A 14,603-nucleotide genomic window follows, 5' to 3' on the forward strand; every position below is an offset into this window, starting at 1 on the left:
CCGGGGCGTGTCCATACAGGGTCAGGGGTGCTGACGACGTGTTCGGGCGTGGACGATCAGGACGGTGGTCCTGGATACGTGTGCGGATAGAGCAGTGCCGCAGCAATCGGGGGCGTCAACGCGCCGAACGATGCTGCAAGAGCATTTCGTCAGCGTTAGCAGGTGATGGCGAAGAAGCGAGGCACTTTTGGCTCCAATAAGGAAGAGGTTCGAGAAAGAACGGGGAATATAACGGGTGTCAGATTATTTTGCAAGGCGCACGCGTCAACCGTGCGCCTTGCCATCCGACGAACTAAAAACTAAAAGCGGTATTCCACATTCAGCCAGACGCGCGGCTTGGGATCGTTGTTCGTTTCCGACAGTGAACGGCCGCCTATGCTGCGCCAGGCCAGGGCCACGTCCGCACTCCATGCCTGCCGCTGGTAGCGCAAGCCCAGGCCGCCGCCGCTCAGGCTGCGCCGGTTGTCACCGGCCGCCACCGGCTTGGCGTTGACCGTGATGCGGCCCGCATCCATGAAGGCATATGGCGTATAGGCGCCGGCGTCATAGCGCAGTTCCAGCTGTGCCAGCCCGCCCTCGTCGCCGGTGGCTTCACCCGATGGATACGCGCGCACGCCACTGGCGCCGCCCAGACTCAGCTTCTCGGACGAATCGAGGTTCTTGTTGGCTTGCTGCCAGCTCAGGTGAGCCATCAGGTTGAAACCGGCGGGCAAGGATTGCAGGCGCACCACGTCGAGGTTGACCTTGTGAAAACGACCGTTGCTCTTGTAATCATCAACGGCCGTCAAGCCCGCATCGAGTTTCAGCTTGCCTGGAGTCCAGCTCGCGCTGCCGTAGGTGATGCCATCGAAGGCGTCGCGGTAATCGAATTGCAGGGCCAGTGGCATGGACTGGCTGGACTTGCTTTCGTAGGTCCGGGTGCTATCGCGGTTATCGTGCAAATCCTTCGATTGATAGGTGGCAATCAAGGTCAGATTGGCCTTTTGCGAGCGCAGGATGGGATAGCTGAGGCCAGCGCTGGCAACCTTCGCCGTTCCGTTCGCATGCAGACTGGCGAATTCCTTCGCCAGCTCATAGCTGGTATGTGAGTAGCCGACATTGCCGCGCAAGCCGGACGTGCCCAGCGGCAGGCTGTAGCCAAGCGAGCCGAGCCACAATTTCTCCTCGCTCAGCAGCGCACGCACGGTGAGCTGGTCGCCCAGCAGGAAGGGACTATTGATGTCGACATTCGCACGCACGCGGTTTTTCCCCGTGTAGCGGCTGCCAGCATTGTCCAGGCCGATGTCGCCGCGCACGCGCTGGTCGCGGGCGATCTGGACGATCAAATCGCCCGTCCCCGCCTGGGTGCCAGGACGCATCGTGGCGCTGGTCTGGATGCCAGGCAAATCATCGAGCAACAGGGCGGCGCGTTCCAGCGGTGCACTGGCGATCACGCTGCCAGGAAGCAAGCCGTCGAGGAAGGCTGTCGCCTGCTGCGCCAGGACGCTATCGTCGCCCTGTGCCTGCACCACGCCATAACGTCCCTCGATCACCTCGATGCGCAAGTCACCGTTCGCCAGGTCTTGCGGCGGCAGGATGGCGCGGGCGAACGGGTAGCCGCCCGCCTGGTAAACGTCCGTGATGCGCTGGGCCAGGCCGCGCAAACCGGCCAGGTCGAACGTCTTGCCCGTGACGTCGCCCAGCGCCGCGCGCAGCGTTTCTTCGCTGAACACGGAATTGCCGCTCAGCTTGACCGTATTCAAGATGACGGCCGCCCCTCCCGGCGCAATGGGCGCGGAATCGAGCGGCGCCTGTATCTTCAAAGGCTGGCTTTCGCGCGGCGCGGCGATCGGCGGCTGAAGTTGCTGCAAGGTCTGGCCCGCGTCAGGCGGAACCTGCGCCTGTGCGGCGGGCGAAAAATGTAATAAGGCGACGCTCAGCGCCAGGGCAACAGTGTTGCGCCGAGGTAGTTGTTGTTTTTTCATCGATTTTTTTGTTTGTTGAATCAGTACAATCATTGCGCCACTCCTCCGTCTACCGGCGCGGCAGCCAGCACATTAATGCCGCCGTTGACGACAAAGATGCGCGTAAAGCCAGGCGTGCCGCTACCTCCCTGCGCTGGCGTGGCGTGCACCGCATCAGTTACCGGCACCAGCGCCAGTCCGCCGATCAGGTTGACGCCGTTATCAGGCATACTGCCGGCGCCTGGCACGGCATTTGCCGCGACACCCGGTATGGCCAGTGCCCCGGCGTTTGCCACCGTGCCCGCCGCCACATCATTGGTGCCAGTGGTGACTTGGCGCCGCGCCAGGCGAATCGCATTTTCCAGTGCTGGATCGGCGGCAATGCTCAAGGCGCCGTTGCGCGCCGTCACCACATAATTGCCGTTGGCCAGGGCCGAGGCGTCGATCGTGTAGCTGCCCACGTTTTCACCGGCCGCGCGGCGCAAGGCGCCGGACAGGCTGTCGCCAGCGACCAGGCTGCCCTGCGTCACCTGGTACGTCAGGCCAGGATCGACGTTGCCGTAGACCTTGCTCTTCGCATCGGCCGTTACCGTGATCGGGCGCGCAGCGATGCTCAAGGCGCCGTCGTGCGCCGTCACCACATAGTTGCCATTGGCCAGGGCCGAGGCGTCGATCCTGTAGCTGCCCACGTTTTCACCGGCCACACGGCGCAGCACACCGCCCAGGCTGTCGCCAGCGACCAGGCTGCCTTGCGTGACCTGATAGGTCAAGCTTGGGTCGACATTGCCGTACACCTTGCTTTTCGCATCAGCCGTTACCGTGATCGGGCGCGCGGCGATGCTCAAGGCGCCGTCGTGCGCCGTCACCACATAGTTGCCATTGGCCAGGGCCGAGGCGTCGATCCTGTAGCTGCCCACGTTTTCACCGGCCACACGGCGCAGCACACCGCCCAGGCTGTCGCCAGCGACCAGGCTGCCTTGCGTGACCTGATAGGTCAAGCTTGGGTCGACATTGCCGTACACCTTGCTTTTCGCATCAGCCGTTACCGTGATCGGGCGCGCGGCGATGCTCAAGGCGCCGTCGTGCGCCGTCACCACATAGTTGCCATTGGCCAGGGCCGAGGCGTCGATCGTGTAGCTGCCCACGTTTTCACCGGCAGCACGGCGCAGCACGCCACCCAGGCTGTCGCCAGCGACCAGGCTGCCCTGCGTCACCTGGTACGTCAGGCCAGGATCGACATTGCCGTAGACCTTGCTTTTCGCATCGGCCGTTACCGTGATCGGGCGCGCGGCGATGCTCAAGGCGCCGTCGTGCGCCGTCACCACATAATTGCCGTTGGCCAGGGCCGAGGCGTCGATCGTGTAGCTGCCCACATTTTCACCGGCCACACGGCGCAGCACACCGCCCAGGCTGTCGCCAGCGACCAGGCTGCCTTGCGTGACCTGATAGGTCAAGCTTGGGTCGACATTGCCGTACACCTTGCTCTTCGCATCGGCCGTCACCGTGATCGGGCGCGCAGCGATGCTCAAGGCGCCGTCGTGCGCCGTCACCACATAATTGCCGTTGGCCAGGGCCGAGGCGTCGATCGTGTAGCTGCCCACGTTCTCGCCAACTGCACGGCGCAGCACGCCACCCAGGCTGTCGCCCGCGACCAGGCTGCCCTGCGTGACCTGGTACGTCAGGCCAGGATCGACGTTGCCGTAGACCTTGCTTTTCGGATCGGCCGTCACCGTGATCGGGCGCGCGGCGATGCTCAAGGCGCCGTCGTGCGCCGTCACCACATAGTTGCCGTTGGCCAGGGCCGAGGCGTCGATCGTGTAGCTGCCCACGTTCTCGCCAGCAGCGCGGCGCAGCACGCCGGACAGGCTGTCGCCAGCGACCAGGCTGCCTTGCGTGACCTGATAGGTCAAGCTTGGGTCGACATTGCCGTACACCTTGCTTTTCGCATCAGCCGTTACCGTGATCGGGCGCGCGGCGATGCTCAAGGCGCCGTCGTGCGCCGTCACCACATAGTTGCCATTGGCCAGGGCCGAGGCGTCGATCGTGTAGCTGCCCACATTTTCACCGGCCGCGCGGCGCAGGATGCCGCCCAAGCTGTCGCCTGCCATCAGGCTGCCCTGCGTGACCTGGTACGTCAGGCCAGGATCCACGTTGCCGTAGACCTTGCTTTTCGCATCGGCCGTTACCGTGATCGGGCGCGCGGCGATGCTCAAGGCGCCGTCGTGCGCCGTCACCACATAATTGCCGTTGGCCAGGGCCGAGGCGTCGATCGTGTAGCTGCCCACGTTTTCACCGGCCACACGGCGCAGCACACCGCCCAGGCTGTCGCCAGCGACCAGGCTGCCTTGCGTGACCTGATAGGTCAAGCTTGGGTCGACATTGCCGTACACCTTGCTTTTCGCATCAGCCGTTACCGTGATCGGGCGCGCGGCGATGCTCAAGGCGCCGTCGTGCGCCGTCACCACATAGTTGCCATTGGCCAGGGCCGAGGCGTCGATCGTGTAGCTGCCCACGTTTTCACCGGCAGCGCGGCGCAGCACGCCGGACAGGCTGTCGCCTGCCACCAGAGTGCCCTGCGTGACCTGGTACGTCAGGCCAGGATCGACGTTGCCGTAGACCTTGCTCTTCGCATCGGCCGTCACCGTGATCGGGCGCGCGGCGATGCTCAAGGCGCCGTTATGCGCCGTCACCACATAGTTGCCGTTGGCCAGGGCCGAGGCGTCGATCGTGTAGCTGCCCACGTTCTCGCCAACTGCACGGCGCAGCACGCCACCCAGGCTGTCGCCTGCCATCAGGCTGCCCTGCGTGACCTGGTACGTCAGGCCAGGATCCACGTTGCCGTAGACCTTGCTTTTCGCATCGGCCGTTACCGTGATCGGGCGCGCATCGATGCTCAAGGCGCCGTTGTGCGCCGTCACCACATAGTTGCCATTGGCCAGGGCCGAGGCGTCGATCGTGTAGCTGCCCACGTTTTCACCGGCAGCACGGCGCAGCACGCCACCCAGGCTGTCGCCAGCGACCAGGCTGCCCTGCGTCACCTGGTACGTCAGGCCAGGATCGACGTTGCCGTAGACCTTGCTTTTCGCATCGGCCGTTACCGTGATGGCACGCGCGGCGATGCTCAAGGCGCCGTTGTGCGCCGTCACCACATAATTGCCGTTGGCCAGGGCCGAGGCGTCGATCGTGTAGCTGCCCACGTTTTCACCGGCAGCACGGCGCAGCACGCCACCCAGGCTGTCGCCAGCGACCAGGCTGCCCTGCGTCACCTGGTACGTCAGGCCAGGATCGACGTTGCCGTAGACCTTGCTTTTCGCATCAGCCGTTACCGTGATCGGGCGCGCGGCGATGCTCAAGGCGCCGTTGTGCGCCGTCACCACATAGTTGCCGTTGGCGAGAGCCGAGGCGTCGATCGTGTAGCTGCCCACGTTTTCACCGGCAGCACGGCGCAGCACGCCACCCAGGCTGTCGCCAGCGACCAGGCTGCCCTGCGTGACCTGGTACGTCAGGCCAGGATCGACGTTGCCGTAGACCTTGCTTTTCGCATCAGCCGTTACCGTGATCGGGCGCGCATCGATGTTCAAGGCACCGTCGTGCGCCGTCACCACATAGTTGCCATTGGCCAGGGCCGAGGCGTCGATCGTGTAGCTGCCCACGTTTTCACCGGCAGCACGGCGCAGCACGCCACCCAGGCTGTCGCCAGCGACCAGGCTGCCCTGCGTCACCTGGTACGTCAGGCCAGGATCGACATTGCCGTAGACCTTGCTCTTCGCATCGGCCGTTACCGTGATCGGGCGCGCATCGATGCTCAAGGCGCCGTTGTGCGCCGTCACCACATAGTTGCCATTGGCCAGGGCCGAGGCGTCGATCGTGTAGCTGCCCACGTTTTCACCGGCAGCACGGCGCAGCACGCCACCCAGGCTGTCGCCAGCGACCAGGCTGCCCTGCGTCACCTGGTACGTCAGGCCAGGATCGACATTGCCGTAGACCTTGCTTTTCGCATCGGCCGTTACCGTGATCGGGCGCGCGGCGATGCTCAAGGCGCCGTCGTGCGCCGTCACCACATAATTGCCGTTGACCAGAGCCGAGGCGTCGATCGTGTAGCTGCCCACGTTCTCGCCAGCAGCGCGGCGCAGCACGCCGGACAGGCTGTCGCCTGCCACCAGCGTGCCCTGCGTGACCTGGTACGTCAGGCCAGGATCGACGTTGCCGTAGACCTTGCTCTTCGCATCGGCCGTCACCGTGATCGGGCGCGCGGCGATGCTCAAGGCGCCGTTATGCGCCGTCACCACATAGTTGCCGTTGGCCAGGGCCGAGGCGTCGATCGTGTAGCTGCCCACATTTTCACCGGCCACACGGCGCAGTATGCCGTTCAGGCTGTCGCCAGCGACCAGGCTGCCCTGCGTGACCTGGTACGTCAGGCCAGGATCGACGTTGCCGTAGACCTTGCTTTTCGCATCAGCCGTTACCGTGATCGGGCGCGCGGCGATGCTCAAGGCGCCGTTGTGCGCCGTCACCACATAGTTGCCGTTGGCGAGAGCCGAGGCGTCGATCGTGTAGCTGCCCACGTTTTCACCGGCCACGCGGCGCAAGGCGCCGGACAGGCTGTCGCCTTCCACCAGCGCACCTTTCGTCACCTGGTAAGTCAGGTTCGGATCGACATTGCCGTACACCTTGCTCTTCGCGTCGGCGGCCACCATGATGGGACGAGGGTCGATGCTGGCGCTGACGCCGCTGGCGTTCAGCACATAATTGCTGTTGGACAGGCTCAAGGTGCTGGAATCGAAACTGCTGTAGCGGCCGGCATTGCGGCTGCCGACAGTGGCCGAACCGGCGACCGTGGGCGCGCTGTCGCCATTGACCAAGCCAGACAGGACGAAGCCCGAATTGAAGGTGCTGCTGCCATCGTAGGTTTTCGTCACGGCCACGTTCAGCGGGCGGGGCGTCACCGTCCAGTAGACAGGGCCGCCCGGCGTCAGGGTATAGCCCGTCTTGCCCAGCACCAAGCCAGTGTTGTAGCTGATCGTGTAGACGCCAGCCGAAGACGTAGCCGTCGGCGCGCCCAGCCAGGAAACCGTGCCGCTCGCGCCGGCATCGCTAATCAGCGTGCCGCCGCTCAGCGCATCGTACAGCGCATAGTTAAAGACGGGCAAGTCGCCATACACGCTGCTGCCTGGCGTCAAGCGGACATACACAGGTTTGGAAGCGTTGCCGGCGGCATTGTCGACGGAAACGATGGCGTCCTTCAATTGCGCCACAGGCGCCGCCGCATAGTAAACGGACAGACCGCCGGACTGGCCCGGCGCCAGGTCGGCTGCGCGCAGGAACATGGCGTAGCTGCCGTCCGTCGGGCCGGAAGCGACGGATGCGCCACGCGGGTTCTGGTTGACGGCATTGGAAAAGAAGCAGCAATTGCTGTGCACGGTATCCACGCCAGCCGTCGTGGAATAGAACAGCACGGCCGAGCCGCTGGTAATGCTATTGGTTTCCGTCACCATGATGGCATTCGACGCGGTATTGCTATCGGTCAACTGGGCAAACGCACCCGAAACGATGTTGCCCTTGATCTTGAAATTGCGATCCGAATTGCCGATAAAATCATCGCCCGTGCCCAGCCACATGCGGACATTCGTCAGCGGCGCATTGCTCAAATTGGTCAGCCGGCTGTCCATGTTGACGAAGGCATCACCCGCCTTCAAGATATAGGTGTGCGCGATGCTGGCTGACTGATTCAGGCTGCTGAAATTGAGCGTCCCCGTCGTCACGATCGTCCCCAGGCCTTCCCGGTAGCCGGCGATGTTCAGCGTACGGTTGCTCAGCGCCGAGGAATAACTGCCGCCCGTAGGCATGCCGGGGAAATCGTCGTCCATGCCAGGGAAGCCACCGTTAAAACGGTCGGTGGTCAGGACCTGTCCATTGTTGTTCCAGGCGCTGCCGCCATTGCCGCCAGCGGCCACGGCAAAGTCGAAGGGCCGGCCAAGGGTCAGCTGGAACCAGCCGTTGCGGCCCGGGCTAGTGTTATCGAAATAAAATGGCGTCTTTAGCAGGCCGTCGCTGGTAAAGGAGTCTTCCTGGCCAGAGCCAAAGCGTACCTTGCCGTTATCCAGCACCAGATTCTTCACTGCGCCAGCACTGCCCTTTTGCCAGGTAAAGGCACTGGCGGCAGGAATGTTGACGGCCACGCCGGCCGCCACCTGATAGCCGCTGCCCGCGCCATCGGCCGTCGCCTGGCCATACTGGTAAGCCAGCGACGCAGTGCCCGTGGCGTTCAGGTTCGCATTGATATTGATGTTGCGCTCGGCAGTCAGCGTGAGTTTGTTGGCCGACCAGTTGACGGCGTCATTCACATAGATATCGCCTCGGCCGCCCGTCGTGCCCATGCTGGTCGTCATGATGGAGAAATTATTGCTGGCCAGGGCATTGGACACATCGGCCCCCGTCATGTTGCCGCCACTGGCAGCGACCGTGAAGTCGTTCGGATCGATCAGCCAGGTGCCCGTCTTGCCGCGCGGTGCAGCTGTAGTGACACGCGCGGCGCCGATGTCCACCCGATTTGCGCTGGTTTCAATGAAGCCGCCGTCGCCGCCTTGCGGCGCACTGGCGTCGAGCACGCCTGCGACATGGAGGTTGCCCTTCTTCATATCGCCCAGCAACACGATCTGGCCTTTTTCACCGCTGGCCAGGGTATGCGCTTCGATCACGCCCGTATTATTGATGACACTCGCCGCCAGTTCGCCCGCCGCCTTGGCCGTCAGGTAGACCTGGCCGCCATCGGCCCGGATGGCGCCGCCGTTGTCGATCAGGGTATCGAGCGCGCCTTGCGTCACCTGCAGCTTGACGGGACCACCGAGGTCCAGCGTGACCGCGCTGCCAGCACCCATCAGCACGCTGCCGGCATGGGCAGCGATGCTGCCGCTGTTGCTGATCTTCGCGGACACCAGCGCGACATAGCCACCATCGGCAGCACGGATGGTGCCCTCATTGACGATGCGTCCGCCTCCCTTGCCGCTGAAGACATGCTTGTTGCCAGCCAGGCTGGCAGTGTCGATATCAAGGGTCGAGGCAACGAGAGCACCCACATTGACCTGGGCCGTACGGCCGAACAGGATGCCGTTCGGGTTGATCAGGTAGACCTGGCCGTTGGCATTCAGGCGCCCGAGTATCTGCGAACCATTGCTGTCGAGAATGCGGTTGACGGCGAGCGCGCTGGCCGACGGTTGCACGAAGTTGACGGTTTCCTTGCTGCCCACATTAAAGCTGGCCCAGTTCAGCGAAGCTTGCTGGCTCGTCTGCTGAATCGTCGTTGTCGCGCCGGACTGGGTGATGGTCGCAGAGCCGGCCACTACCTGGCCTCCCGTGGGCCCGGCACAGGCGGGGCCTCCCAGCGTCAACGCCGCCATGGCGGCCGCGACCGCGGCCAACTTGCGGCGCCCGCCCTTGCCGCGCCCGCGCGACGTCTCGGCAACGGCAACCCAGGCGTTCAGAACATGACTCCAGACGAGTCGATAAATGTGATTCAATGATCCGTGACGATGCATGCAGTCCATCCTTGTTGGTATTTTGTATACGGAGCACCCACGCACCACCTCACCCGCGCCCCTGGCGGCGGGTGAAGTGGCGGAAATGGCGATATCGGCCATGCATGCGCCATGCGCACAGACAGCCTCTCCCTCGCTTCCATCCCTATTGCTTTTCACCACATAAATGTGGCCAAAAGCTACAGAAATTTCTTTAGGGAAAATATAACAAAGATTCCAGATTTATAAGTGAGCAAACCTGAGCGATTCCCGACTGATTCACTCGGGAATCGAGATGTATCCAGGCGGGTATATGCACGGGTATATGCAGCGAAAAACTGACGATGCCATCCATGCCGGCACTGTTCCGTAGCACCGCCACGCTGCGCAGAAAACTGATCAGGACAGCCGCGTAAAAGATGCCGAAAATCAGCAGGAAGGCGCGTGCCGGACGGTGTCCGCGCAGTGTGAGCCATGTGGCCAGCACGATGAACAGGACGATCAGCGGCAGCGGTGACACCGACAACGCCACGGGTAAAGCGGGGAAACAGCGCGGGCAATTCCAGTCAGACCTTCACGCCGTGAAAACGATCGGGTATCCTTGCCCCATGTTGAACCTTATTCTGCTTGAAGATGAAGACGTCCTGCGGCAAGAACTGACCGAATTTCTTGGCGATTGCGGCTATCGCGTCAGTGCAGTCGCCAATCTGGCCGACTTTCAAGCCTGTTACGCTCCCACGCAGCACCATATTGCCGTCATCGACCTGGGCTTGCCCGATGGCGACGGCATGGAACTGGTGCGCGCGCTGCGGGCGCAGGGCCGGCAACTAGGCATTGTCGTCTTTACTGCGCGCAGCGCGATGCAACACAAGGTAAGCGGCTTGATCGACGGCGCCGATTACTATCTGCCGAAAAATACCGACCTCGATGAACTGGCTGCCACCCTGAGCAGCCTGCGCCGCCGCCTGGGCGAACCGGTGACCGCGCCCACATGGATACTCGAACTGGGGCCGCGCCGCCTGTTGCCGCCCGGTTGCTGCGCCATCGCGCTGTCGCAGCAAGACTTGATCGTGCTGCAAGTACTGATGGCAGAGCCCGAGCGCATCGTCAGCCGCCAGCAAATCGTCGAGTCGCTGGGCGAGGATTTCCTCGACTACGATCAGCGCCGCCTCGACACGCAGATCCGCCGCCTGCGCCGCAAGACCGAGCAAGCCACCGGGCTGTCCCTGCCCATCAATACGGCGCGCAACGCCGGCTACCGCTTCTTCGCCAACGCGGCAGTACGGCCCTGAGCCCGCGCTCGCTAAGTGAACAATTGCGGCACGGCCGCCGCCATCAGCGACAGGCCGATCAAGGTCAGCACGGCAAACGCGATACGGCGCATGCCGCGCTGGGCGATCGGTGGCGGATAGCGCTTGCCGGCCATGGTGGCCAGCACGCCGACGGGCAACGCCAGCATGCACAAAAGTAACACTTTCGCATCGAGCTGGCCCTGGCTGCCCGCCATCAGGGAGCGCCCGCCCGCGCTGATGGCGAACAGGAAGATCAGGCTGTAGCGGATGGTCTTTAAACTCATTTCCTGACGGTAAAACTGATACACGAGCGGCGGGCCGGCCAGCGAAAACAGGCCCGAGAACAGGCCGCCGCACACGCCGCTGATGAAGAAGCTGCGTTGATCCGCCGCGCCCGGTCCCGGCGGCGCCTGCAGCAAAATGCTGACGCCGCCATACACGATGGCCGCGCCCAATAACAGTTTCAGGACGGGCGCATACGCCTGGTCCAGGTATCCCAATAGCAAGACGCCGGCCGCCATGGCCGGCAGCAAGCCGATGCTGGCCGCGCGGATGGCGCGCCAGTCCAGGTGGTGCAAGGCGCCCGGCAAGGCTACCAGGCAATTGGCCAGCGACAACAAACTGACGAGAGCCGCCAGCGCGGGCACGGGCGCCAGGCCCAGTCCGCTGGCCACGCCCATGACGATCATGCCCAGGCCAAAGCCCGTGACGGTCTGGAAATACGTGCCTGCCGCCACCACGCCCAGCAGCGCCAGCACAGGCAGGCTGAACAACTCAGCGCCCACCCTGGGCCTGCACGGACGTGACCGCAATCACGTTATACACATCGTCGGCGCAGCAACCGCGCGACAAATCATTGGCCGGCTTGTTCAAGCCTTGCAGCAAGGGGCCGATGGCGACGGCGCCGCCCATGCGCTCGGCCAGCTTGTAGCCGATATTGCCCGCATCCAAGTTCGGGAACACCAGCACGTTCGCGCGGCCGTTGACGACGGAATCCTTGACTTTTCTCTGCGAAATCTCGGCCACGATGGCCGCATCGAGCTGCACGTCGCCATCGATGGCCAGCAGCGGACGCTGGGCCTTGACCCGGTCCGTGGCCGCATGCACCTTGTCGACGGCCGCGTGGTGGGCGCTGCCGCTGGTGGAAAACGACAGCATGGCCACGCGCGGTTCTTCCATCAGCAACGCTTGCGCGCTGTCGGCGGCGGCCATGGCGATGTCGGCCAGCTCTTCCGCCTTCGGGTCGACCACCAGGGCGCAGTCGGAAAAGATGAAACCGCCCTTCAGGCTGTGGAACGGTTCGCACAGCATCATCAGGAAAAAGCTCGACACGAGCTTGAAGGCGGGATCGACGCCGATGATCTGGATGGCGCTGCGCACCACGTCGGCCGTCGTGTGCACGGCCCCCGCGACGCAGCCGTCCGCGTCGCCCAGGCGCACCATCAGGTTGGCGTAGCACAGCGGGTCTTGCACGGCGATACGCGCCTGCTCCACCGTCATGCCCTTGGCTTGGCGCAGCACAAACAATTGCTGGGCATAGTGCTCCGACTCCTCGGAAGTGGCCGGGTCGACCAGGCGCACGGCATCGAGGTCCAGCGCATGTTCGCGCGCCAGGGCCAGGATGGCGGCCGGCTTGCCGACGAGGGTGATATGCGCCAGGCCTTCGCTTGCCGCCCGCGCGGCCGCCTGCAATACGCGCACATCGTCGCCCTCGCACAGGACGATGTTTTTCGGCACGGTGCGGGCTTGGGCTATGATGCGGTGCAGGGCTTTCATGGGTACTCCAATTCGGTAAAAAAAGTGCCGGAACCATGGAAGCACAAAGATGGCTCCGGCACATAAAACCCGGCGCGGTGCCGGGGTCATACAAGGATCGGTCAGGGTGGTGTCGGATTACGCCAGCACCACGCGTAGGTTGGGTAGGTTGGATTAGCCCGGCAGGGCGTAATCCAACACTCCAGCAGCAAATCAGACGTAGTCTTTATATTTATCCAAGTGACGCACCGGCTTGCTCAGCGCATCGCGGCGGAACGGGTCGCCCAGCTCGCGCGTGCACATGATTTCGATGATGGTCGTCTTGCCTTCATTCATCTGCATGTCGATGGCTTTCTTCAAGGCTGGGCCCACGTCTTCCAGCTTGTCGACCGTGATGCCTTCGGCGCCCATGGCGCGTGCAATCTCGGCGAAGCTCTGGTTGTCGAGTTCACCGGCGACGAAGCGGCGGTTGTAGAAATCGACCTGGTTTTTCTTTTCCGCGCCCCACTGGCGGTTGTGGAACACCACCGCCGTCACCGGAATGTTGTGGCGCACGCAAGTCATGGTTTCCATCAGGCTCATGCCCCAGGCGCCGTCACCCGCATACGATACGGCCGGACGGTGTGGTGCGGCCACCTTGGCGCCGATGATGGTCGGAAACGCGTAGCCGCAGTTGCCAAAACTCATCGCCGCAAAGAAGCTGCGCGGTTTTTCAAAGCGCAAATAGCTGTTGGCCACCGAGTTGATGTTGCCGATGTCGGTCGACACCATCACGTCTTCCGGCATGGCTTTTTCCAGCTCGCGCAAGACCTGGCGCGGGTGCAAGTAATTGCCCGGCTCTTTCTTTTGCTCTTCGATCATGTCCAGGCTGTAGGCATCTTTTTCGTGCGTCCAGTTGTCTAGTTCGTTTTCCCACGCGGCTTTTTCTGCTTGCACGGTGGCAAAGCGCGCCTCGCGCGTGGCGTCGCAATCGAGCGTCTTGCCATCCAGGCGCGAAAGAATCGCTTTGGCGGCCGCCTTGGCGTCGCCGCAGATGCCCACCGAAATCTTTTTGACCAGACCCAGCATCTTGTTGTCCGCGTCGATCTGGATGATCTTGGCGTTTTTCGGCCAGTAATCCATGCCGTGCTGCGGCAAGGTGCCGAACGGGCCCAGACGCGAGCCGAGGGCGACGACGACGTCAGCCTGGGCGATCAGTTTCATCGCCGCTTTCGAACCTTGATAGCCCAATGGTCCGCACCACAGCGGATGGCTGGCGGGGAACGAATCGTTGTGCAAATAGCTGTTCACCACTGGCGCGCCGAGGCGCTCGGCCAGGGCCTTGCATTCCTCGATCGCTTCGCCCATGACCACGCCACCGCCCGAGATGATGACGGGGAACTTGGCCTTGGCCAGCAGTTCGGCCGCCTCATTGAGGCTGTGTTCGCCGCCGGCGCCACGGTCCAGGCGGTTCGGCTTGGGGATCTCGGCCTTGATTTCGCCATAGAAATAGTCGCGCGGGATGTTCAGTTGCGTCGGGCCCATTTCCGACATGGCGCGGTCAAAGCAGCGGCCCGTAAATTCGGCCATGCGGGCAGGATTGGTCACATGACCCTGGTATTTCGTGAATTCCTCGAACATCGGCAACTGGTTCGCTTCCTGGAAGCCGCCCAGGCCCATGCTCATCGTGCCCGTTTCCGGCGTGATGATGACGACGGGGGTATGCGCCCAGTAGGCGGCGGCGATCGCCGTGACGCAATTGCTGATGCCGGGGCCGTTCTGGCCGATGACGACACCGTGGCGGCCCGATACGCGGGCATAGCCGTCGGCCATGTGGCCGGCGCCCTGTTCGTGCACGACGGGAATCAGGCGGATGCCGGCCGGGGCAAAGATGTCCATCGGGTCCATGAAGGCCGAGCCCATGATGCCGAACATGTCGGTCACGCCATTGGCGGCCAGGGTTTCCACAAACGCTTCGGAAGGCGTCATCTTTTGCGGGCCGGTGGGGGTGGCCGCTGCGGCGGCGGCTTTTTGGTCGGACAAATCGGTCATGGCTCAGTCTCCTTACAGTTTTATGAAAAATCGGTATATTTTGTTCCGATATTTGAAATACGTGTTCA

General features: G+C 63.2%; 7 protein-coding genes. 1 reads left to right on the forward strand and 6 read right to left on the reverse strand.

Features of this window, described 5'->3' with window-relative positions; all coding sequences use genetic code 11:
• Window positions 1-299 precede the first annotated feature (299 nt).
• The 3 genes from CLU93_RS03090 to CLU93_RS03100 all read right to left on the reverse strand — a co-directional run bounded on the left by CLU93_RS03090 (window position 300) and on the right by CLU93_RS03100 (window position 9,977).
• A complete protein-coding gene (locus tag CLU93_RS03090; RefSeq protein WP_099764207.1) occupies window positions 300-1,964 on the reverse strand; it encodes a ShlB/FhaC/HecB family hemolysin secretion/activation protein in 1,665 nt (554 codons plus the stop codon).
• A gap of 29 nt (window positions 1,965-1,993) precedes the next feature.
• Window positions 1,994-9,478 carry an MBG domain-containing protein gene (locus CLU93_RS03095; protein ID WP_180287794.1) on the reverse strand — a complete coding sequence of 2,495 codons (7,485 nt, stop codon included), beginning with the start codon at window positions 9,476-9,478 and terminating at the stop codon, window positions 1,994-1,996.
• 193 nt (window positions 9,479-9,671) lie between these two features.
• On the reverse strand, window positions 9,672-9,977 hold the full coding sequence (locus CLU93_RS03100) for a hypothetical protein (protein ID WP_143451689.1): 306 nt from the start codon (window positions 9,975-9,977) through the stop codon (window positions 9,672-9,674).
• An 88-nt stretch (window positions 9,978-10,065) separates the two neighbouring features.
• Between CLU93_RS03100 and CLU93_RS03105 the strand changes: the two genes are divergently transcribed.
• On the forward strand, window positions 10,066-10,749 hold the full coding sequence (locus tag CLU93_RS03105; RefSeq protein ID WP_099759952.1) for a response regulator transcription factor: 684 nt from the start codon (window positions 10,066-10,068) through the stop codon (window positions 10,747-10,749).
• A gap of 11 nt (window positions 10,750-10,760) precedes the next feature.
• Here CLU93_RS03105 and CLU93_RS03110 read toward each other — a convergent pair whose 3' ends face one another.
• The 3 genes from CLU93_RS03110 to xsc form a co-directional block, all read right to left on the reverse strand.
• Entirely contained in the window at window positions 10,761-11,522 is a 762-nt protein-coding gene (locus tag CLU93_RS03110; protein WP_257224857.1) for a sulfite exporter TauE/SafE family protein, read from the reverse strand.
• A gap of 1 nt (window position 11,523) precedes the next feature.
• Window positions 11,524-12,525: a phosphate acetyltransferase gene (gene pta / locus CLU93_RS03115; protein WP_099759954.1), complete on the reverse strand. Its 1,002-nt coding sequence runs from the start codon at window positions 12,523-12,525 to the stop codon at window positions 11,524-11,526.
• Window positions 12,526-12,717: 192 nt separating this feature from the next.
• On the reverse strand, window positions 12,718-14,535 hold the full coding sequence (xsc, locus tag CLU93_RS03120) for a sulfoacetaldehyde acetyltransferase (RefSeq protein WP_099759955.1): 1,818 nt from the start codon (window positions 14,533-14,535) through the stop codon (window positions 12,718-12,720).
• Between the last annotated feature and the right edge of the window lie 68 nt (window positions 14,536-14,603).

Origin of the sequence: Janthinobacterium sp. 35 (genome assembly GCF_002754575.1) — a bacterium.
GTDB classification, from domain to species: Bacteria; Pseudomonadota; Gammaproteobacteria; order Burkholderiales; family Burkholderiaceae_D; genus Janthinobacterium; species Janthinobacterium tructae.